Source organism: Herpetosiphon giganteus (assembly GCF_016907925.1).
GTDB classification, from domain to species: Bacteria; Chloroflexota; Chloroflexia; order Chloroflexales; family Herpetosiphonaceae; genus Herpetosiphon; species Herpetosiphon giganteus.
In genome coordinates this window covers 106,751-127,868 of sequence record NZ_JAFBCZ010000012.1, presented here as the reverse complement: position 1 = coordinate 127,868, position 21,118 = coordinate 106,751, and the positions used below count along the sequence as shown (strand labels likewise).

At 50.2% G+C, this 21,118-nt stretch carries 25 protein-coding genes; 15 read left to right on the top strand and 10 right to left on the bottom strand.

Annotation, left to right across the window (positions count from 1 at the left end; genetic code table 11):
* Nucleotides 1–130 precede the first annotated feature (130 nt).
* The 8 genes from JOD20_RS12980 to pepF all read left to right on the top strand — a co-directional run bounded on the left by JOD20_RS12980 (nucleotide 131) and on the right by pepF (nucleotide 6,743).
* A complete protein-coding gene (locus JOD20_RS12980; protein WP_204755663.1) occupies nucleotides 131–586 on the top strand; it encodes a hypothetical protein in 456 nt (151 codons plus the stop codon).
* An 11-nt stretch (nucleotides 587–597) separates the two neighbouring features.
* A complete protein-coding gene (locus JOD20_RS12975; RefSeq protein WP_204755662.1) occupies nucleotides 598–1,173 on the top strand; it encodes a hypothetical protein in 576 nt (191 codons plus the stop codon).
* Between the two features lie 28 nt (nucleotides 1,174–1,201).
* Nucleotides 1,202–1,762: a hypothetical protein gene (locus JOD20_RS12970; protein WP_204755661.1), complete on the top strand. Its 561-nt coding sequence runs from the start codon at nucleotides 1,202–1,204 to the stop codon at nucleotides 1,760–1,762.
* 3 nt (nucleotides 1,763–1,765) lie between these two features.
* A complete protein-coding gene (locus tag JOD20_RS12965) occupies nucleotides 1,766–2,347 on the top strand; it encodes a hypothetical protein (protein ID WP_204755660.1) in 582 nt (193 codons plus the stop codon).
* 80 nt (nucleotides 2,348–2,427) lie between these two features.
* A complete protein-coding gene (locus JOD20_RS12960; RefSeq protein ID WP_204755659.1) occupies nucleotides 2,428–3,579 on the top strand; it encodes a lipocalin-like domain-containing protein in 1,152 nt (383 codons plus the stop codon).
* Between the two features lie 45 nt (nucleotides 3,580–3,624).
* The gene (gene ruvC, locus JOD20_RS12955; RefSeq protein WP_204755658.1) at nucleotides 3,625–4,122 is read left to right on the top strand and encodes a crossover junction endodeoxyribonuclease RuvC; all 498 of its coding nucleotides are present in this window, start codon (nucleotides 3,625–3,627) and stop codon (nucleotides 4,120–4,122) included.
* On the top strand, nucleotides 4,123–4,881 hold the full coding sequence (locus JOD20_RS12950) for a hypothetical protein (protein WP_204755657.1): 759 nt from the start codon (nucleotides 4,123–4,125) through the stop codon (nucleotides 4,879–4,881). It abuts the gene before it with no gap.
* 44 nt (nucleotides 4,882–4,925) lie between these two features.
* Nucleotides 4,926–6,743 carry an oligoendopeptidase F gene (gene pepF, locus JOD20_RS12945; protein WP_204755656.1) on the top strand — a complete coding sequence of 606 codons (1,818 nt, stop codon included), beginning with the start codon at nucleotides 4,926–4,928 and terminating at the stop codon, nucleotides 6,741–6,743.
* A gap of 78 nt (nucleotides 6,744–6,821) precedes the next feature.
* Here pepF and JOD20_RS12940 read toward each other — a convergent pair whose 3' ends face one another.
* The 3 genes from JOD20_RS12940 to JOD20_RS12930 are packed head-to-tail and all read right to left on the bottom strand — an operon-like array spanning nucleotide 6,822 to nucleotide 8,331.
* Nucleotides 6,822–7,334, bottom strand: a complete 513-nt coding sequence (locus tag JOD20_RS12940; protein ID WP_204755655.1) for a hypothetical protein — start codon at nucleotides 7,332–7,334, stop codon at nucleotides 6,822–6,824.
* 52 nt (nucleotides 7,335–7,386) lie between these two features.
* Nucleotides 7,387–7,860, bottom strand: a complete 474-nt coding sequence (locus JOD20_RS12935; protein WP_204755654.1) for a GNAT family N-acetyltransferase — start codon at nucleotides 7,858–7,860, stop codon at nucleotides 7,387–7,389.
* A gap of 3 nt (nucleotides 7,861–7,863) precedes the next feature.
* Complete coding sequence (locus JOD20_RS12930) at nucleotides 7,864–8,331, bottom strand: DUF3291 domain-containing protein (RefSeq protein WP_204755653.1); 468 nt, start codon at nucleotides 8,329–8,331, stop codon at nucleotides 7,864–7,866.
* A gap of 175 nt (nucleotides 8,332–8,506) precedes the next feature.
* On the opposite strand from JOD20_RS12930, the gene JOD20_RS12925 reads away from it, so the two are divergent.
* Both JOD20_RS12925 and JOD20_RS12920 read left to right on the top strand, forming a co-directional pair.
* Nucleotides 8,507–9,277 carry a hypothetical protein gene (locus JOD20_RS12925; RefSeq protein ID WP_204755652.1) on the top strand — a complete coding sequence of 257 codons (771 nt, stop codon included), beginning with the start codon at nucleotides 8,507–8,509 and terminating at the stop codon, nucleotides 9,275–9,277.
* 61 nt (nucleotides 9,278–9,338) lie between these two features.
* Complete coding sequence (locus tag JOD20_RS12920; protein ID WP_204755651.1) at nucleotides 9,339–10,088, top strand: class I SAM-dependent methyltransferase; 750 nt, start codon at nucleotides 9,339–9,341, stop codon at nucleotides 10,086–10,088.
* Here the strand turns inward: JOD20_RS12920 and JOD20_RS12915 are convergent.
* The 5 genes from JOD20_RS12915 to JOD20_RS12895 form a co-directional block, all read right to left on the bottom strand.
* On the bottom strand, nucleotides 10,033–10,836 hold the full coding sequence (locus JOD20_RS12915) for a PP2C family serine/threonine-protein phosphatase (protein WP_204755650.1): 804 nt from the start codon (nucleotides 10,834–10,836) through the stop codon (nucleotides 10,033–10,035). The genes JOD20_RS12920 and JOD20_RS12915 overlap by 56 nt on opposite strands.
* Nucleotides 10,833–12,272 (bottom strand): 1,4-alpha-glucan branching protein domain-containing protein, encoded by a 1,440-nt coding sequence (locus JOD20_RS12910; RefSeq protein ID WP_204755649.1) that lies wholly within the window; start codon nucleotides 12,270–12,272, stop codon nucleotides 10,833–10,835. Before JOD20_RS12910 ends, JOD20_RS12915 begins: the two co-directional genes overlap by 4 nt.
* Nucleotides 12,253–13,008 carry a DUF2270 domain-containing protein gene (locus tag JOD20_RS12905; protein WP_204755648.1) on the bottom strand — a complete coding sequence of 252 codons (756 nt, stop codon included), beginning with the start codon at nucleotides 13,006–13,008 and terminating at the stop codon, nucleotides 12,253–12,255. The genes JOD20_RS12910 and JOD20_RS12905 overlap by 20 nt, the downstream gene beginning before the upstream one ends.
* A gap of 256 nt (nucleotides 13,009–13,264) precedes the next feature.
* Complete coding sequence (locus JOD20_RS12900; protein ID WP_204755647.1) at nucleotides 13,265–14,191, bottom strand: glycosyltransferase family 2 protein; 927 nt, start codon at nucleotides 14,189–14,191, stop codon at nucleotides 13,265–13,267.
* A 1-nt stretch (nucleotide 14,192) separates the two neighbouring features.
* Nucleotides 14,193–14,825 carry a DUF402 domain-containing protein gene (locus JOD20_RS12895; RefSeq protein ID WP_204755646.1) on the bottom strand — a complete coding sequence of 211 codons (633 nt, stop codon included), beginning with the start codon at nucleotides 14,823–14,825 and terminating at the stop codon, nucleotides 14,193–14,195.
* A gap of 150 nt (nucleotides 14,826–14,975) precedes the next feature.
* Here JOD20_RS12895 and JOD20_RS12890 point away from each other — a divergent pair, with 150 nt between their 5' ends.
* The 5 genes from JOD20_RS12890 to JOD20_RS12870 all read left to right on the top strand — a co-directional run bounded on the left by JOD20_RS12890 (nucleotide 14,976) and on the right by JOD20_RS12870 (nucleotide 18,157).
* Nucleotides 14,976–15,461, top strand: a complete 486-nt coding sequence (locus JOD20_RS12890; protein WP_204755645.1) for a DinB family protein — start codon at nucleotides 14,976–14,978, stop codon at nucleotides 15,459–15,461.
* Between the two features lie 65 nt (nucleotides 15,462–15,526).
* Nucleotides 15,527–16,081, top strand: a complete 555-nt coding sequence (locus JOD20_RS12885; protein ID WP_204755644.1) for a nitroreductase family protein — start codon at nucleotides 15,527–15,529, stop codon at nucleotides 16,079–16,081.
* A gap of 13 nt (nucleotides 16,082–16,094) precedes the next feature.
* Nucleotides 16,095–17,048: a hypothetical protein gene (locus JOD20_RS12880; RefSeq protein ID WP_204755643.1), complete on the top strand. Its 954-nt coding sequence runs from the start codon at nucleotides 16,095–16,097 to the stop codon at nucleotides 17,046–17,048.
* A complete protein-coding gene (locus JOD20_RS12875) occupies nucleotides 17,048–17,491 on the top strand; it encodes an NUDIX domain-containing protein (RefSeq protein ID WP_204755642.1) in 444 nt (147 codons plus the stop codon). Before JOD20_RS12880 ends, JOD20_RS12875 begins: the two co-directional genes overlap by 1 nt.
* Nucleotides 17,492–17,785: 294 nt before the next feature.
* The gene (locus tag JOD20_RS12870) at nucleotides 17,786–18,157 is read left to right on the top strand and encodes a response regulator (protein ID WP_054534600.1); all 372 of its coding nucleotides are present in this window, start codon (nucleotides 17,786–17,788) and stop codon (nucleotides 18,155–18,157) included.
* Between the two features lie 104 nt (nucleotides 18,158–18,261).
* Here JOD20_RS12870 and pruA read toward each other — a convergent pair whose 3' ends face one another.
* Both pruA and JOD20_RS12860 read right to left on the bottom strand, forming a co-directional pair.
* On the bottom strand, nucleotides 18,262–19,815 hold the full coding sequence (gene pruA / locus JOD20_RS12865) for an L-glutamate gamma-semialdehyde dehydrogenase (protein WP_204755641.1): 1,554 nt from the start codon (nucleotides 19,813–19,815) through the stop codon (nucleotides 18,262–18,264).
* A 78-nt stretch (nucleotides 19,816–19,893) separates the two neighbouring features.
* Nucleotides 19,894–20,640 (bottom strand): iron-sulfur cluster-binding protein, encoded by a 747-nt coding sequence (locus tag JOD20_RS12860; protein ID WP_204755640.1) that lies wholly within the window; start codon nucleotides 20,638–20,640, stop codon nucleotides 19,894–19,896.
* Between the last annotated feature and the right edge of the window lie 478 nt (nucleotides 20,641–21,118).

The window sequence follows — 21,118 nt, the reverse complement described above, 5'->3', positions numbered from 1 at the left end:
GAACTATATTTGTGAAATAAGGTTAAATTTCCACATATTTATTTTTTCTAATGGTTATTTTTTATCTATTCAAATATAGATTAAGCTAAATATGTAAACACGTATTTTTAAGCGTAATGATCATTTGTTATTGCCAAATTTTGGCTTGATTGGTGGATTTTTATTAGTAGCGTTTAGCTTATGGCTGATTCGCGAGCCAGCAAAAATTGAATTATATGTGATTAATCTTGGTTTAGTTTTGCTATTAATCAATCTCTTCTGGAAATCGCGTGAACGAATTATTGTGAGCGAGCATGGTCTCGATATGTATCAAATGCCACAGCGCACGTTGGTTAGCTGGAACGAGGTTGCCTATATCAATTATACTGAGCATGATCACGAACCACGGCCATATTTGGTCGTGCAGCAAGCCAACCAATTGGTGGCCGAGCAACTGATTAACCAACTGACAAACGATAATCATGCCTATCGGGTGATTTACCTTGATCGCTGGGAGCGTAGCGCAGAATTGCTTGAATTGATCAAGCAGCAGCTCGAACAGCAAACATTCGACCAAGTTCGGGTTAAATTCAATATTCAGATTTAGGTAAGGGATTTATGCAACCGATGACATTTAGGGCAGCTAAGCTTAAAAAGACAATGTTAATCACAATAGGCTGGTTTGCTCTATTGATTATTATGATTATCGTCTATAAAACAATGTTTAATCTGCGAAAATTTCCAGTACTGTTTATTGTTATGTCTGTGTTGTATGCGTATTTTTCATTGAGCGAATACTATCGAAAATTAATCGTCGATGAACACGGGATTACGGTTAAACGCTTGTTTAATGCTACTAAAACTGCAAAATGGCATGAAATTTCAAATCTACACTATTTTATTCTATCCAATCGGCCAATTGAATATATCTTTTTTGAGCGTGATATTGATTTGTTGGATTCGCTTTTTCCTTCGATTATTCCTAAACCATATCATCGGCGTACATTAATATTGCAAGAATGGGATAATCATCAGCAAATTAAGCATTTGGCAGAACAAAACATGCAATCGGCAGCAGATAATAATTTTATTGTACCTTTTACGGTTAGTTTTTCGGACTATATGAAACGAGTGTTTTTATTTTCGCTGATTATGATTCCAATTATGATTCCGCTGCTTATTCTTTGGGGCTAGGATTATAAATCCATAAAGGATTTCATATATGCAAAACGAAGTTTTTCGAACAAAAGATCATAGATTAATCTTAATTGGTATTATTATATGTATTTTCTTACCATTATTTCTATTTTTCGATAATACATTTGAATTAAAAACAATATTATTTTTATGTATCTATCTATCGCTTGGCTTAATTAATATGATCAATAGGCTATACGCTAGACTATCTGTTACTAATAATGGATTAATTATTTACCAAATTTTTCAAAAGAATATTTTTATATATTGGAATGATATTGAAGATATCCAAGAATTCACAAATTACCATCGTAATTTTCATTACATTACATTAAATCAACCTCTGAAATTACCAAATTTACCCTATAGCCAAAATCTACCCAAATATTATCGTAATCGAGCGATTATTTTAGATGCTTGGGAAAATCATACAAGAATCATTAAACGTATTCGAACAAAAGTTCCATTTAAACCCAAAAACCAGTTGTTTGTGCCTATAGCTGGCAAAAGCTGGGATACAATATTACCGTATGCAATTTTTATCCTTGGTTTAGGTGCAGCATTGCTAGCATGGAGCTTACAATAATCCATGACCAAACATATAATAACTATTCGTCCGCGTTTTTGGTGGCCAACCATCGGCTTTATTGTATTGGCTAGCGCACTGCTGATTATGCTGATCGTACAAGCCTTAACTGCGCCAGGCGTAAAACTTGGGATTGGCCTCTTATTTTTAGTCGGCATCCTGATTTGGCTTGGGCGGGGGCTGAATCAGCGGCTCAGCATCAGCGCAACCAACTTGATCATCAAACAATCAGGCCATACCGTGACGATTGATTGGGAGCAGGTTGCAGGAGTTGGCACGTTGCAGAGCATCGCCGGGCTAGCCCTGCCTTACCTCATTTTGCGCCAGCCTCATGCCAATTTGCCCGAGCCACAGCTGCGGCGTTTAGCCAGCGAGGATCTGCGCAATACGATTGTGATTATCAATCCATTGCGCTGGGCAAACATCGCTAAGCTTTGGCCAATGTTGTTGCAACAACTGCCAGCAACCAACGATTATCAAGTGCCATTTGATTTTAGTGGTGTTTCACGCGTTCAACGGCGCATTTTTGTACTCTTTGGCTTGCTTAGTTTGGTGGTTGCCGGCCTAATTTGGCTATTCTCATAAGCTAATTTCGTGATACGATTGCTATGTAACGCATCCAGCATTGCACTGGATGCGTTGCTGTTTTCAAGGAGTAACGTCGTATGCGAATACGTTTGATTATAGGTTCATTGCTGATTGTGGCTGTGCTTGCTGGTGGCGCTTGGTGGCTGTTGCAACCAAGCCAAACCGAAATTCAAACCTCGATCAGTGCCGTTGGGATGTTGAGCCAAGCCAATCAGGGCGATTATGTGCGCGCAACCGAGCCACGACCATTTCAGTTTCCCGCCGATCATGGCCTGCATGCTGGCTATCGCACCGAATGGTGGTATTACACTGGCAATTTGGTCAGTGCTGATGGCCAGCGTTTTGGCTTTCAACTGACCTTTTTTCGCTCAGCCGCCACCGATCAGGTGATTAGTCGCACCGCGAGTTTGGCAACCAGCGACATTTATATGGCGCACTTGGGATTAACCGATGTGGCCAATCAACGCTTTTATGCCTTCGAGCGCTTTATGCGTGGCAATCCCCAACTGGCCAATGCAACTGGTGATCCTTTCAAGGTTTTTGTTGAAGATTGGCAGGCAGTTGGCAGCGGCCCCGAAGGCATGACCATGCAGCTCACAGCGCAGCAAGCACCGATTGCGCTTAACCTCAAACTTGAATCGAGCAAAACCCCAACCTTGCAAGGCGATCGTGGCCTGAGCCAAAAAGGTGCTGAGCTGGGCAATGCTTCGTATTATTATTCGCTAACCAACATGACCACCAGCGGCACGCTGACCATTGATGGTCGCGAAATTGCGGTAACTGGCAAAGCATGGATGGATCACGAATGGGGTTCGGGGGCGCTCGAAGGTCAAGCGGTTGGCTGGGATTGGTTTGCAATCCAGCTTGATGACCAACGCGAACTGACCTACTTCAATATTCGCAATCAAGATGGCTCAATCAACCATCTATCGGGTGGAATGTTGACCTTGGCCGATGGCTCGACCCGCAAAATTGCTCAGAGCGAGCTAACCCTCGAAGTAACCAAGCAATGGCAAAGCGAGCAAGGCATTCAGTATCCAGGCCAATGGCGTTTGAGCTTGCCCAGCGAACAACTTGAATTGAGCATTACGCCGCAAGTTGCCAACCAAGAAATGCCGCTGACGATTCGCTATTGGGAAGGCTCGGTGGCGATTAGCGGCACTGCGACCGGTTATGGCTACGTTGAACTGACTGGCTATGGCGATACAGGACGCGGACGGGCTGAATAGCGAAACCCGTTATAATGCAAGCAGCACGATCATTGAGGAAGCAGAATGCGAATTATCGGGATTGACCCAGGTACAGCAATTATGGGCTGGGGCATTATTGAGGCTGATGGCAGCGATTTGACGATGATTGCCTATGGTGCTTTTACCACGCCAGCCAAACAGCCATTGCCTGATCGCTTAGTGACCATTTACAATGATTTAGCCCATGTTTTGGCCGAGTATCGACCTGTGGTTGCGGCAGTTGAAGAACTCTTTTTTGCCAAAAATGTGACAACTGCCATGGCCGTAAGCCATGCGCGGGGCGTGGCCTTGCTTGCGTTGCGCCAAGCCAAACTGCCAATTTTTGAATATAAACCGTTGTCTGTGAAACAGGCCGTGGTTGGATATGGCAACGCCGACAAAAAGCAGATGCAACATCTGGTGCAAATGACTCTCAATTTGGATCATATTCCCAAGCCCGATGATGCCGCCGATGCCCTTGCCGTTGCCATGTGCCACGCCTACGCAGCACCGTATCTTAACCGAATTCAGGAGGATTCCTAGATGGTTCGTCGGCCAGATCTTGAAGAAGTGAGCGTCAATACCTTTTTAATTGCCGATACGGCGATGATTCCGATTTTGCGGGGCGAGGGCACAGTCAATGGCCACTCGTTTACCCTCACATCAGCCCGTGGCTTGGGCTTGATTGCCCGTTTGCGCACCCGCAATTATCGGGTTGTCACGCTCAAGGATAAAATCGATCGGCTGCCAGAAATGCCGAATGTGCAAGCACCAGGCAATCTGTTGCAAATCGAGACCGGAGCACGCGATCAATGGTTTCGCTTTGATGGCGAAACGTTGACATGGCAAGCTGTCGAAGCCCAAACCAACGGCTCACGCTTGTTTGTGGCTTTTGAAGAACATCGGGTTGCCCGCCGTCGTCGTTCGCGCACTGGCGGCGATTATTTTCGGATTGAGCGCTTGCCGAATGATAGCGCGCAATTAGCGACCTTGAGCGAAGATGCTGGCGTGTTGCTTGGCTATGCCCATGCCACCTACGATGCCGATATTGAAATCGATAGCAGCATCAATGACGATGGCAGTTACAGCTTGCCACTCGAATTTAGCTTGCCACCCCAATATCGGGCGATGCTCGAATTGTTGGCCACCAGCCACGACAAACAAACCATGCACTTTTCGGAAGCTGGCTGGGCTTTGGCGGTGCGCTTGCTGCATCGCTTGAATCTCCGCCCTGCGAATGGTGACATCGACGCTGATTTTGACGATGATCACGATGATTTTGATGATGATGACGATGAATAATCGTTGCCAATTGCCATAAACCTGTGTGTTGAAGGAGTTTTGGAATGACAACCGCTGCAACAGTCCCAACTCGTCAGGAAGTAGCCCTCGCCGATACGTGGGATGCAACCAAAGTTTTCGCTTCTGATGCTGAATGGGAACAAGCACTCGATGCCTATGCGCAATCGATTGCTGAGATCGAACAATATCAAGGCCGTTTGGCTGAAGGTGCGCCAACCCTCTTGGCAGCGCTAAACTATGCCGATCAGCTTAACGAACGGCTAGGCAAGCTCTACATTTACGCCAGCCTGTTTTATAGCGTCGATACCACCGATCAAGTAGCCAAAGCCAAAATGGATCGAGTTATGGGGGTTTATGCCCGCATGATGGCCAGCGCGGCCTTTATCGAGCCAGAAATTATTGGCATTGGCTTTGCAACGCTGAAGCAATGGCAAGCAGAAAACGTCGATTTGGCCAGCTATGGTCAATATTTCAACGAAGTTGAGCGTCGCCAAGCCCATGTGCGTTCAGCAGAAGTTGAGCAAGTGTTGGGTTTGGTCAGTGATGCCTTTGATTCAGCCAACTCGACCCACCGCATTTTGACCGATGCTGATTTGGCCTATCCAGCGGCCCATGGCCCTGATGCAACCGAATTGGAATTGACCCAAGGCACAATTGGCCTGTTGCTGACCGACCCCGATCGGGAAGTGCGCCGCACCGCCTTTGAAAACTATAGCGATGCCCACTTGGCCAACAAAAACACCATGGCCAATTGTATGGCGACCTGTGTCAAACAACATGTCTTCAATGCACGGGTGCGCAACTATAGCTCAGCCTTGGCCGCAGCACTGGGCGAAAACAACATCCCAACCGATGTGTTTCATCAATTGGTGGCGACGGTGCGCAAAAACTACCCAACTTGGCATCGCTACTGGCGCTTACGCCGCGAAGCCTTGGGCTACGATCAATTGCATGTCTACGACATTAAAGCGCCATTGAGCACCAAACAGCTTGATATTCCCTACACCGAAGCAGTTGATTGGATTATTGAAGGCATGAAGCCGTTGGGCGAAGGCTACACCAGCGTTGCCAAACGCGGCTTGCTCGACGATCGCTGGGTTGATATTTACCCCAACAAAGGCAAGAGCGCCGGAGCATTTTCGAGTGGCTGGAAAGGCACGCCGCCTTATATCTTGATGAACTACAACAACGATATTTTTGGCATGAGCACCTTAGCCCACGAGCTTGGCCACTCGATGCACTCGTATCTGACCTGGCAAAACCAACCAACGGTGTATAGCAACTATGGCTTGTTTGTGGCCGAAGTCGCCTCAAACTTCAACCAAGCTTTGGTGCGCAACCACTTGTTTAACACCAACCAAGACCCAGATTTCCAAATTGCTTTGATTGAAGAAGCCATGAGCAATTTCCATCGCTATTTCTTCATCATGCCAATTTTGGCCCAATTTGAGCTTGAAATTCACGAACGCGGCCAACGTGGCGAGCCATTAACCGCTGCCACCCTCAACGGCATCATGTTCGATTTGTTCCGCGAAGGCTATGGCGAAGAAGTTGTGCCCGATGCAGATCGCATGGGGATTACCTGGGCCACCTTCTCAGGCCATATGTACGCCAATTTCTATGTCTATCAATATGCAACCGGAATTGCCGCAGCCCATGCCTTGGCCGAAGGTGTGTTGGCAGGCAAGCCCGATGCCCAAAGCAACTATTTGGCATTCTTGAGCGCTGGTAGCTCGTTGGCCCCGTTGGATGCGCTGAAATTGGCTGGGGTTGATATGACTTCAGCAGAGCCAGTTGAGGCCGCCTTCCGCGTGTTGGCAAGCTATGTTGATCGCTTGGAGCAATTGCTGGCCAATAAATAAGGTTCCTTTATCCCCTCACCCCCCAACCCCTCGCCCGCGCCACGGGCGAGGGGTTGGGGGGTGAGGGGATCTTAAACCCTACGAGCGTTTCAAGGTATTGTAGAAGCCCAAGCCAGCCCCTAAGACCCCAAAAACAACCGTCAAAATATGATCGCTGCTTTTGTACCATTCTTCACTTAAGAGCCCATCGAAGCCAAACGAAATCGCTTGGCCTAATGGAATTTCAATTCCAGGCTCCCGTTGCAAAAAGATCACCAAGGTAATCAGGCTACCGATTTCCAATGAAAGCAAGGTAAAAAGAATTGCTGGCACAACCAAGGAAAAAAGGATCGCTTTTGAGACAGGCTTGCGAAAAGGCGAGATCATGGCATAGCTAATCCCCATCCCAATCAAAATAGCGACGTAGAAAAAGATTCGTTCGGTGAAATAGGCCAAAAGCCCCCAGATAATTGCACCCAAAACAACAGCGCCCAGCCCAATCAAGAGCGCCTTGGCTTTGCTGCCGCCAGCTTGATCATTGGTTGGCATTTGATAATTGCCTTGGGGTGGCAATTGGTAGCTACCTTGCGGTGGCATAGGTGGTTGAGTCATTGCGTTATCCTCCTAAAAAAACAAACTCATACTAACTCGGACGTAGGGTGGATCAATCGAGCCGCAGCACATATTCGGCTACGTCGCAACCACGGCCATGAGCAAAACCCGAATCTTCACCAATAATCTGAAAGCCAGCTTTGGTTAACACCTTGAGCGAGCCGTGATTATCTTGGGCGACGCGGGCAAACAATGGCCGCAGGGTAATTTCGTTGAGCAATAGTTGCAAGGCTTGGCTGGCAAGCCCTTGGCCCCAATAGCGCCGATCGAGCCAATAGGTCACTTCTGGCTCGCCAAATTGTTCAAATTGGGCAATCTGGCCAATCAGTTGGTTATCACAGATAATTGCCCGCTTGATGATGCTGCTATCGGCCATAATTTTTTGCCAATGCGCCTGAAACGCAGCATCATCGCTGGAATCTTTGGCGGTAAAGGCAGCCATGTGAATCGCCACTGGATCTTGTTGCTGCGCGAAAAAGCTGGGCAGATCGGCCTCTTCGACTGGGCGTAAATACAGTTCAGCCATTGATTAAGCCTCGGCTGAAAGCTGTTGGTCGGGCGCGGCAAATGGCTTGCGAAAACTAAACGCAGCACTACTCTCGCCATTGGCGCGTAAGTATTCTAAGCGCTCAAGGGCTTCGGCGACAGTTGGTTCGTGGCCTGCTGGAACCCACCAGAGTACCATAAAAGCTGTATCCATGCGCTCGAACCATTCTCTGCGTCGCCGCATAATCGCCACATGCTCCGATTTATAGACATAGTGCATCAAGGCATCGAGATCGCGCCAAACCGACATATTCACAATCGTCAGCGGGTCGAGTGGGCGATAATCAGTCGCATTGCCAGAATCATCTTTTAAGCGCCAAACGAAGCCATCGCTTGCTTCAGCTAAGGCATTAATTCGATCCAAATTATTGGTAAAATCGGCCATGAGCGGTGTATCTAATGGCGCTTTAATCGTGCCAATATTCAGTTGGGCAAGCTGATAGCTGGGCATAAACCCTCCTTGCTTGACGCTATGCAATGCGCTTGCTAGTAAACAGCAGCATTGTGACATACAGTGACACAATTGCTATGCGGCTTAGGGCGGAGTTGTATGCTACCATACGAGGCTGAATCGCCCAAACTTAGAGCTATGCGGTAGTTTGAGGCTTAATCAATGGAGGCACGCCATGCCTACCCCCCAACAACTTTTAGAACGCTTGGCTGCGATTGGTCAAGCGCTGGCAGCCAGTGGCCATGGCTTGGCCTTAATCGGGCTTGGCTCGGTTGGCTTAGAACGCGAACGGCTTGATCAATGGTCAGATCTCGATTTTTTTGCCATCGTCGAAGCTGGCAGCAAAGCCCAATTTTTGAATGATCTTGGTTGGCTGGCGGCGATTCAGCCAATTAGTTATGCCTTTCAAAATACCGTCGATGGCTATAAAGTACTTTATAGCGACGAGATTTTTTGTGAGTTTGCGGTGTTCGAACCAGCAGAATTGCCCAATATTCCCTTTGCACCAGGCCAGATTATTTGGAAAGCAGCTCACGTTGATGCTGCGATTGGCTTGCCACAGCTTGCGCTCCCAACGCCCAATCGCCAACAGCCTAGCTGGTTATTGGGCGAAGCATTAACCTGTTTGTATATTGGCTTGTGCCGCTATCAGCGAGGTGAGTGGCTTTCGGCGCAGCGCTTTATCCAACATTTTGCGGTCGATCGAGTGCTGGAATTAATTGGCACATGGCCGCAATTTGGGCTTGTTGCTGGCGATGTTTTTGCCAACGAACGCCGCATCGAGCAACGCCTGCCAGATTTGAAGCCGTTGCTGGCCACATGGGTCCAAGGCTATCAGCATAGCCCAGCCTCAGCCTTGGCAATTGTCGAATTTTTGGCCCAGCATACGCAGGTCGATCCGAGCATGCGCAGCTTGATCGAACGCTTGGCCAACGCGGCCTTGTAACATTGGTGTAACATCCCAGCGCTATCGTGGATACCAAGCAGCTATTTGTGAGGTTTCCACAATGATTTCAGCACCCAATTATGGCTTAGCCGATCAGTTTGATAACAGCGATTTACAAGCGCTGTTTGAACAAATGGCTCCCTCATACGATCAGGTTAGTTCGCTCGGCAGTTTGGGCATTATCAATGCTTGGCGCAAACGCTGTATCGCCACGGCGCAGATTCAGCCAGGCATGGTTGTTGGTGATTTGCTGTGTGGCGGCGGCGAGGCTTGGCCCTGGCTGGAGCAAGCGTTACAAGGACGCGGCTCGTTAATTGCCCTCGATCTAGTAGCACAACCTTTGAAGCACCCAATTTATCTGGAGCGAATTGAAGTACACAATTGTGATATTTTTGCCAACAGACTACCGAGCCAAAGCCTTGATCGCGTAGTCTGTTGTTTTGGATTAAAAACGTTTTGTTATAGCGAATTGGTGCGTTTTGCAGGCGAAATTCGGCGTTTGCTGCGGCCAGATGGGCGGTTTAGCTTGATTGAGGTTGGCACAGGCAATTCATGGGTGAGCAGTTTGGGCCATATCTATTTACAAACGGTTGTCCCATTGTTGGCACGTGGTTTGGGAGCGCCGAGCTTGCCTTACCGTCAGCTTGCACCGTTGGCTCAGCGTTTTGGCACAGGCAAGCATGTGCTACAAGCCTTCAAGCAAGCTGGTTTGTCCATCGAGCATCAGCCAATTTGGGGTGGCTTGGCCCATTTGTTTAGCGGAAGTCGCGATTCATTCCAGCCCAGGTGCTATCAAATTGCCACAAAATGACGGTTGCACTATCGCGACCGCCTTCGGTTTGCACGCGTTCGAGCAAGGCACGGGCGGCGCGAGGCAGCGTGCTATGCTGCCAACAAACGGTGTTATACAAGGTGGTTGGTTGCTCAAATGGGCGTTTGCCGCATTCGAGCAAGCCGTCGGTGGTGAGCATCAGCGTGGTCAGCCCAGGTTGCAGCAAACGAATGCCGGTGGAATACGAGGGCAACACACCATCCCAGGTATTGACATTGCCAATCCATTCGTAGAAACGGCGTTGATTGAGCTGCATCTCGCCAAGCCGCGCAATGCTGGGATGAAAAATATAGCCAATGCAATCGCCGACCGCCCAATACCAAACATATTCATCTTTGCGCGCCACAAACAGGCACGAAGCTTCGCCTTGAATTGTGGCACACTGCGCCCGAAAGCTATTGCTGCGAAACAAATCAAGCAAAGCCCGATCAAGGCTAAAAAAGGCTTGATTCAAGGGTTGGTTCAAGCAATCGCGCAGTTGGCTTTCGGCTTCAACCACCGTGTTCAAAATCAGCTGCGCACTTTGAGCCGAATGATGAGCATCGATCACCAAGGCCAATTCCCAAGCCCCAGCAGGATCGATGAAGATTGCAGCGGCATCTTCGTTTTTGTGTGCGCCTTGGGCGGTTACCCCGCCAAAACTGGCAAAAACCATTGAGCCAAGGTCATGAACGAACATGGTATCAAGATGTGGCTGGTTTTGGCCAAGCCAAGTGTAGGTTGTCATCGTTCAAAATCCCCAAACAACCGATAATTGAGGGTAGGAAAAGGATTGTCGCGCTCTTGCAAGGCGGCAAATTCACGCGCTGCAACTGGCAACAAGGTTTCATGGGGCAACAACTGCATCAGCCAATCGAACTTTTGCAGGTGGTCACTACGGCGGGCATTCGCATAATCAGCGCCTGGCGTGCCAACCCAACGATCCCAATCGCCCGATTGGGCCAGCAAAAACTCGCGCGCCGCTTGGTTGAGCACCTGTTCGCGGTCGCCATAGGCTTGCGGATATTCAGCAACCGCAGCTTGTAATTGGCGATGAGCAGCGCTCAAACGACCATCAATAATCCCCGAAAAATGCTGTGGTGGCACAACCACGCTTGGTTTATGCCGTTTTAGCAAGGTGCTTGGCGTAACTAAGCGAAAATGACTTGGCAATTCTTCGAGCAAAGTGCGCAGCCATAACCCACCCTCAAACCAACCGCTGCCAAACAATTCCATATCCGCCACAATCACCAACGGCTGGCCATTGCTGGCAGTTTCAGTTAGCACCGCAGTAAAATGGCGGGCATGCTGGCGAGCGCGGGCATAGGCATAAAACGGATCATAGGCGTTGCCATCACGGCTCAGCATGCCATCATCCAGCGGAATTGGCATCGGCGTGCGATACAGCGGATCGCCAGGATAGCCCAAACCAACCGAGCGAATATGGGTTAATAAACGTTGATCGGGCGTAATAACGGTTGTTTGGCGAGCTTCGGAAAGCCACGAAAGCGCTTGGCCGCGCAATTCAGGGTTGGCAGTGCCCACCAAGGCCCGCATATCGAGCGGCTTGAGAATCTGCTCCCATTCGGGCGTAACTGGATCTTCGGCGCTCCAGAGCACGCTTGGGGTTTGGCCGAGCATGTGCATCAAGGCAATCGTGCCAACTTCCACTTGCGTGCGCAAAGTTGGCCGATCGTACAAATGCGGCACGGGGTAGGTGGCGGTATGGCCCAGCACTTCGAGCGCTTCGGCCTCGACCAACTCGCGGGTCATGGCCACAATATTGCGGCTCCACTGCTTTTCAAACACGTGCAAGGTGCGTTGGTGCAATTGCAAATAAAATTGCGCCAAGTAGGCACTATGTTCATCGCCACCCTTGGCAGCTTCAAGGCGGCGCTCGGCCTGCGCAATCGCCTCATCAAGATGATGCAACATATGCTTTTGCACGACAGGATCATTCAATTGATGCAAGAGAATGGGGCTAATGGCCAAGCCCATTTTAACCGCTTTGTTTTGCTCAATCAGGTCGGCAAGGCCACGCAGCAGCGGAATATAGCAATCGGCCATCAAGCCATGCAATTCTTCCTCGCCATGGCTCGAAGGCCCAGGTTGGCGCACAAACGGCGCGTGAGCATGCATAATAATGCAGAGATCGGTTGGCTGGTTAGTCGTGGGCTTTTCCATATGATTTACGTCGCCCTCCTCGTCGTTTGGATTTACCCACTGGCATGGCTTCTGGCAGCGCGAGCTTGCGCAGCACCCGTTCATGGCCCACCATCTCGGTGCGCGAACCCCAACGGGGAATCGTAATCAGGGCCATGATAATCAAGCATGCATAGAAGCCTAAGACCGATAAAATGACCAATTTGCCACCGAACGGCCCCAAACTGGCATCATAAATGAAGGTTTCCAGCGATGGCCGATTGGTAATCTGCGGATGAATCATCAGCTTCAACAGCCAGATAAACAGCAAAAACAAGAAAATCGCCATGTAATTATGGCGTAAACGTCGCCCCAACGCTTCGACGGTAGAAATCTTAAAATGGGGCGTGTTCATGTCGGTAATCAGCAATTTATGCCAATATTGATCAACCGCGAGGGTATTTTGGCCAAGCAATGGCACATAATAATCAGTTTCGAGGATACGAACCCATGTGGCCCATAAATCGTAGTAGCGATAGCGGCGGGCTTCGATAAACCAAAAGCCCATACAAAACACAATCGTCAGCAGCACAACCGCATGATGATGATCAGCATCGCCAAGCACAAAACTGGCAACGGTGCCCGTAATCGCCACCGCCCAGTTGGTTGGCGTATCGATCCGTGATCGCCAAGTAACTGCGCGATCCATCAAACCACGATAGAGATGAACCATCGCTGCTGGTGGGGCTGCCTGTTGGGCCGAACGTGAAGGTCGCATATAGGCATTATACGAGGCCATGGGTAAATGTCAAAGCCCGCTGCAACGTTCCCTCGCCCCCCAGCCCCCTCTCCCACTAAACGCGGGCGAGGGGGAGCACCCGTTTGTAGCAACGCATTGCGCAAGAATCACAATATTAAAGCCCCTCGCCTGCGAGGCAGGAGCACCCGTTTGTAGCAACGCATTGCGCAAGAACCACAGTATTAAAGCCCCTCGCCTGCTGGGTGGGAGAGGGGTTGGGGTGAGGGAACACAGCCTAGCCAAACTGGCGCAGCACCTGCCAATAGATGCGCATGCGCTGCCAACGCAATTGGCGTTTATGCCCAAGCAGCCACTTAGCGCTCTCAACCAGCAGTTCATACAAATAACTGCTTGCCAAAAAGAAGTGTAAGGCAGTAGCAAAAGCAGGCCCTTCGTACAAGGCTGCATAGCGCAACTTCGATTGTTGGAAGGCCCAATGTTTGCGCGCTGGCGCTTGTTCGCTCGATTTGCCTTCGTGGTGAATAATCACTGCTTGCGGCACATACCAAATTGGCCCAAATCGCCCCAAGCGGGCTTGCCAATCGACTTCCTCGGAATACATCCAGAAGCGCCGATCCATCGCGCCTGCTTGCGCGATTGCCGATTTGCGTACCAACAAGGCTGCACCCATCAGCCATTCGACCTGCTGCGGCTGATCGTCGGGCAGATCGGCGCAACGATAGGCAGCAGCCCAAGGATTAGCAGGCCACCAGCGTTCTAGCAACGTGCTTTCGAAAAAGTAGCTGGCTTTGGTGGGTAAGCGGCGACGTGACGATTGAATCGAGCCATCGGGGTAGCGCAATTGCGGGCCAATCACACTCGCAGCGGGGTGCTGTTGCGCCCAATCCAGCAACTGAGGAATTGCATCTGCTTGCATAACGGTATCAGGGTTGAGCACCAAAATCCATGGCGCTTGGGCGGCCTCAATCCCAACATTGACCCCGCCAGCATAGCCTAAATTCGCTCCAGTTTCGATGATTTGGACGCTGGGAAATTCGTGGCGAACCATCGCAACCGAAGCATCGTGCGAGGCATTATCGACCACAATCACTTCATAGCTGTAGCTGCTCGCCGCCAGCGATTGGTTGATTGAGGTTAAACATTGACGCAGCAAATCTGCCACATTCCATGAAATAATCACGACACTACAATCGAGCGCCATGTTAATCCTCCGGCCAATAGCTCGCCCGCGATTGCCAAAAACCATCGTAGTTGCGTGCTTTGGGCAAAAATTTGCGGTCGAATGGCGTACCGGCGATGGTTTCGAGCCAACTAAGCCATGTGCCAGCGCGCATCAGATTGCGCACGCTATCCAGCTCAGTTTCAATCATCTCGCGTTGCGGATTGCTTAACAAGCCAATTTGATTGGCCTCGATCACTTCATCTTCATCTTCGACCACATGGGTCACGCCATTGGCAGCCACAAAACAATCAAGATACAGATCAGTTTGATAGAAACTGCCGCTAATATCCAAAGCTTTGCTGGCAAAATCGATGCGCTGGACAATCAAATTGCCCCATTCATCATACATGCTGGTGATATTGAGTGGCCGCGAACGCCACCACCACGAACGCCCAAACGCCCGTGAGGCCCGTTGATCAAATAGCCGAGTGCGCGGTGCGTCGCTGCCCCAGCCAAGCGTATCGCTAATGCGCTGCGGCGTGCCAAGCGACCAGTCATAAATCAAAACCTCAGCATCGTTGCGCACAACCCGACCAAATCCATACGAATGGAACACATGATGGCGACCATCAACAAAACGGCGGCGGTAAAACGTATGTGGGAGCTTATCCATCATGGTCTTCCCTAAATGCAGGTGGCTTTATCCCTACAGTATAGCAGATGGCTGTAGTTCGGCGAAACAAGCTCGTTGTGCGCTAAAACAATGGTACATTTGTGCTGTATACTGCACCCTTGGATCGTTAATGTAGATGGGAATTAAACAATGGATTTGTTAGATCGTTTGCTTGGCCATGATGTCTGGACAACTCGGCAATTGTTATTGCAAGCCCAAACGCTCACGCCGGAGCAACTTGATCGCCAGTTTCCAATCGATCAACGGAGCTTGCGCCAATGTTTTGAGCATATTATCGAAAATATGGAAGCTTGGTGCGATCTGATGGCCGAGCGCCCAGTGCGCGACTTGAGCGACACCTCGATCGATGGTTTATTGCAACGCTTGGGTGCTGCTGGAAAAGATTTTGCCACAATTGCGCGCAGCATCAGCCGCGAACAACGCTGGGATGCGGTGTACACTGATGGCTTGGATGATCCGCCAACGCAAAAAACCTATGGCGGCACAATTGGCCATCTCATCACCCATAGCATGCATCATCGCGCCCAAATTATGCTGATGTTGGAGCAACTTGGCTGCAGCGAGCATATCGAGGGCGATTTGCTCAGTTGGGAAGCCCAAGCTTTTGGCTGGTAATTACAGGCTTGATTGATTCATGCTACTCTTTAAAGCGCAATTGATTTAGTTGATGAGGTTTGGCAATGGCAACGAGTAGCGAAGTTTTGGCCATTTTGGCCCAACGCCGATCATACGGCTTAAAAGAAGTTTCTCCTGAGCCAATCGAGCGCTCGGCGATTGAATTAATTTTACAGGCAGCGACCTTGGCCCCGAGCCATGGTGTGACCGAACCATGGCGCTTTGTGGTCTATACTGGCGATGCGCGGGCCGAATTAGGCGCAGCCTTGGTTGCCGCCGCCCAAGGCGACCCATTTCAAGAGGCTAAGCAACGCGATAAGGTCTGGATGGCTCCCGTCTGGATTGCGCTGGGCATGCAGCCACAGCCCAAAAATCCCGAATGGGAAGAGTTAGCGGCGGTTGCAATGGCAGTCCAAAATGCCCACATTATGGCGGCGCAGCTTGGTTTGGCCGCCAAATGGTCGAGCGGCGCGATTGGAACCCACGAGCTTGTTGCCAAAACTGTGGGCTTTGAAGCACCAACCAAATTGTTGGGCTTTTTATATGTTGGCAAGCCTGCGGTAACTCCAAAGCCATTAACCCGCGCCGATTGGCAAAGCAAAACCACTTGGAAAGAATAAAGGAGTTTGATCGATGAAGCTCTTTTTACAGCGCGCTTGCTTGCTATCCATTCTGCTTTTGGCTGGCTGTAGCAACCAAACCCAAGCACCAACCGTTGGCCCAACCTTGCAAGCTGAGGCTAGCCCAACCCAAGCAGCGGCAACGCCAACTTCAGCAGAGGCAAGCGCAACCGCAGTGGTTGGCGAGCCACAAGTACCAATGGTCGCAGCGTTTGATGATCAAACCAGCCCGATTAAGCTGTTTGGTTCGCTGGTCAATGCACTCAATCGCCAAGAGTATGAGCGGGCCTATGGCTACTGGGCAAGCCCACCAGGCGGGATTGATCAAGCTGGGTTTAGTGCAAGTTTCTTTGGCATCGATGCAGTGGTTGGCTTGGTGACAGCGCCAACTTTGAACGAAAACCAAACCGAAGCCCGCATGGCAGGGATTGTCTTGCTCGGCATGAAGGATGGCGGAGCGCGCGCCGATACTGCTTGTTATGTGGCAACTCGGGCTGACGCAAATAGCCCATGGCGCTTGAGTTCAAGCAAATCGATGCCCACCAGCGGCAATAATGTTTTGGGCGTGCTTGATCAACAGGTGCGTGAATGTGGCACGCCGCTTGAGCAATTGCCACTCAGCAGCCAAACCACAATTCCCGAGCTGCTGTTTAGCTACTATGCCGCGCTTGCTCAGGCAGATTCGGCCAAAACAGCTGAAACATGGGTTGAGGGAACCTTGCCCAATGTGCCCGATAGCCTACGCCAAAGCAAGCAACTGAGCGTCTATGTGAATGTAAACCCAGTTGAAACTGCGGCTTCGGCTTTTCTGCAAACAATTGTTTTGGCCGATACCAACGCGCTTTGGGTGGGCTGTTATGGCGCGAGCAAACAAGCAGAGGTTTGGCGCTTAAACAGCGGCTATCTGCAAGACAGCGGGCCTGCGATGGTGCTCATTCAAACATTAACCCAAGGCTGCGATATTTAATGGCAACCCTGCGCCATACCCGCTATCAAATTGCGATTATTGAGCACGACCAGCTCTTAATGATTCGTTTTGCTGATGCAATGAGCAATTTCTGGCTGTTGCCTGGCGGCGGACGCGAGCCTGAGGAAAGCGAAATTGCCTGTGTCGAACGCGAAGCATGGGAGGAGCTGGGCGTGCTGGTTGCGGTTGAAGGGCTAATTTTGCACCAACAGGATCAGCCTGACGCAACCTATCAAGCCTTCAAAACCTATCGTTGCCGCATTATTGAGGGCAGGCCAAAACCAGGCTTTGAAACTCCCAACCCCAACGATCCAAGCGCAGGTATTGCTGAAGTTGGCTGGGTAAACCTAGCAGCCCCGCAAACGTGGCCAAGCTTAATTGTTAACGATTTATATACTTTTAACGTTCTGCAACAGCTGCGCCAAGCCTTGAATTACCACTAAAAATGAGCCTCGCTCGGAGCTTAGCCAGCACGTTTTTGGCCGATTAGAATCGTCTAGAAGCGTGCTTGGTTAAGCGCAAATGTGATTTACAATGCTCACAAAGCCCCAAAACTTATTTTTCAGAAAAAATTAAGTTTTTTTATACCTTTGAGGCTTGTCAGTGCTATCTATCTATGTTACCCTGCATGCTAATTAAAGGAACTATCCAATCGAGGACTCAATTCCTATTGTCCAATGAGTGTTTGCCGACACAGCGAGCGTGATTTTTCGAGCTCTACGGACACTGGAGCAGGTATGGCTTGTTTATATATTGTTGATGATCAACCAGACACTCACATTATTCTCGCGCGGCTTCTTGAGTTAGATGGCTATACGGTGGTCGGCGCTCACAATGGTAGTGAAGCGTTGAAGCAGATTCCGCTTGTTCGCCCAGCCTTGGTGTTATTGGATCTGGCGTTGCCGGGCATTGATGGTTTAACCGTAGCCAAGCAATTACGCACCAATAGCAGCACCAAGCATCTGCCAATTATTGCCATGACCGCCTTTGGCAGCAACGAGTATCGCAGTCATGCAATTGCTGCTGGCTGTAGCGAATATCTTTTGAAGCCGCTGGATTTTGTGAAGCTGCGCAGCGTGATTGCCCAATTGGTGCTGCAAGTAGCTTAGCAAGAAGTTTGATCTGGTGAGGATGCCAACCCGATACCCATCGGGCTTTTTTATTGTTTACGGGATGCAGCATGGAGTTAATACCATGCTGCATCCCACTTTTTTTAGAAGCGATCGGTGATCGTTTTGGCTTGGGTGAACAACAAGAGGTAATCGGGGCCGCCCGCTTTGGAGTCGGTGCCGCTCATGTTGAAGCCACCAAACGGTTGCACCCCAACCAACGCGCCAGTACACTTGCGGTTGAAATACAAGTTGCCAACATGGAAATCGCGGCGAGCTTCTTCCAGCCGTTCGCGGGAGCGGCTGAATACTGCGCCAGTCAGGCCATATTCGGTGTTATTGGCAATTTGCAGTGCATGCTTCCAGTCGTTAGCTTTGATAAACGCCAACACCGGCCCGAAAATTTCTTCCAACGAAAGCCGAGCTTCGGGAGCAATATCAGCAATAATTGTTGGCGGAATGAAATAGCCATCTGCTGCATCGCCAGTTTCGCCGCCGAGCATCAAGCGACCTTCGCCCTTGCCAATTTCAATGTATTCGCGAATCTTATCGAAGGCTTTTTGGTCGACCACAGCGCCCATGTGCTGCTTGGGATCGGTCGGATCGCCCATGGTCAGTTTCTTGGTGCGCTCAACAACCTTCTTCAAGACTGAATCATACACGCTCTCGACGATAATCGCCCGCGAACAGGCCGAACATTTTTGGCCTTGGAAGCCAAAGGCCGAGGCCACAATAGCATCGGCGGCAGCATCGAGATCGGCGGTTTCATCAACCACAATCCCATCTTTGCCACCCATTTCTAAGATTGTGCGTTTGAGCCAGATTTGGCCTGGTTGCAATTTCGCTGAGCGTTCGAAAATCCGTAGGCCAATTTCTTTCGAGCCAGTGAAGGCAATCACGCGGGTTTTGGCGTGATCAACCAAGGCATCGCCCATTGCGCCGCCCGAGCCAGGCACGAAGTTGACCACGCCATCGGGCAAGCCAGCTTCTTCGACCAACAAGCGCACAAATTGCGCGGCAATTGCTGGCGAGGCCGAGGCAGGTTTCAGCACAACCGTATTGCCAGCAGCAATCGCGGCGGTCGTCATACCAACCATAATCGCCAAGGCAAAGTTCCATGGTGGAATAACCACGGTCACGCCGAGCGGGATATAGCGGAGTTCGTTTTCTTCGCCGTTGTAGGCAACGACAGGTTGCGGGCCACCAAACTTAATCGCTTGACGACCATAATATTCCATAAAGTCGATTGCTTCGGCCACATCAGCATCGGCCTCAGCCCAACTTTTGCTCACTTCGTAAACTAACCATGCCATAAATTCAAACTTACGGCGGCGCATCACAGCCGCAGCGCGGAACAAATAGCGAGCGCGTTCTTCTGCCGCAACGTTGCGCCATGTTTCAAAAGCTGTGGCGGCAACTTCGACCGCTTGATTGGCATGCTCAACCGTTGCCTTGGCAAAACTGCCAACAACTTGGCTTGGCTTGGCCGGATTCAGTGAATCGAAGGTGTCGGCCAATTCGATATGTTCGCTACCAATGAGCAGCGGATACGTCCGGCCTAATTCATCGCCAACTTTACTAAGCGCCGTGCGCATGGCATCGGCATTGGCCTTGACACTGAAATCGACAAACGGTTCGGGGCGGTAATCGGGTAACATGTACATCTCCTAGCGATAAGCGCCATTGCTTATTTGGATCAGGTTATCAATATTTTATCCGAAATTATGCCGATTAAGTTAGATCAATTCGCGCAGATCAAGCGCTGGGCCATGGCTACACAACAATTTTGGCTGCTGGCGAGTATTTTGCCAACACGCGCCACACATGCCAATTCCGCACGGGTAGGGCTGATCGACGATAAATGCGGCAAAGCCTTGTTGCCAAGCATAGCGCTCGCGGCGAATGCGTTGGCTCAACCGATTCGCCAAATCGACACTGCCTGCAGCTAACAAGCGATTGGCCCAAACCAACGGCGAATCAAGTTTGCCGCTACTTTCCAGCAAATCAAGCACATCGTCGCTGGTTGCCAAATATTCAATCTCTGCTGGTAGCACAAATGGCGGCACGCGCAACTCGTCGCTGGCGCTGGCCAGCAACAGCACAGGCGCGCCGGTTTCGCTAATGCGTTGGGCATAGAACAACATGCTATAGATTGCATTGCCCTCAGCAATCAGCAACGTTGCTTTTTGGCCATCGCTGCTCAGCGGTCGACCCAACGGCCCAAGCACATCAAGCTCGCTGGATTTGGGCATACGCGCAATCGTCGCCAAGAGTGGGTCGTGCAAATCCAAGGCCAAAGTAGCGGTGCTACTACGATTGGTCGCAATAATCCAAGCGCGGCTACGCAAGAATGGGTCGTTGCCCAAGCCGTGATGCAGCATTGCCCATTGGCCTGGCTGCGCGCTGGCAAGTTGCGGCGAGGCCACAGTCAGCAAGCCATAGTGCGAATTCAATTGTTGCTGATCGAGAATAACTGTTTGCATAGCAGCATTATCCGAGAAGATCGAGGCTTGTGCAAGGAGTGTCTGAATGAGGGGTCAGGATTCAGGGGCAAGGGGCAAGGAATGTTATTTTTAACCGCGAAGAACGCGAAGCTACCCGAAGGGCTATTGGCTTTGGGCTTTCGGAGATTGCTTGCAAATACCAACACTTGTTCCGATAGCCGAGAGCCTAGAGCCTTATTTTTCGTGCTCTTCGTGTCCTTCGTGGATCAAAACGTATTTCGTAACCGCGAAGAACGCGAAGCTACCCGAAGATTTGCGAAAGTTTAACGCAGAGGCGCAAAGCATTGTTTGTTGAGCAGCAGAACAGCACGTTGCATTTAACAAAATGCTGTTGTGCTCACTACCAAAACATCGTTTCTCTGCGCCTCTGCGTTAAACTGCTATTTCAGGTATCGTGGATCAAAACTTGTGCTGCTCGTAGGCTACCATTCGCGGTTAGGCCATGATAGGATAAGGC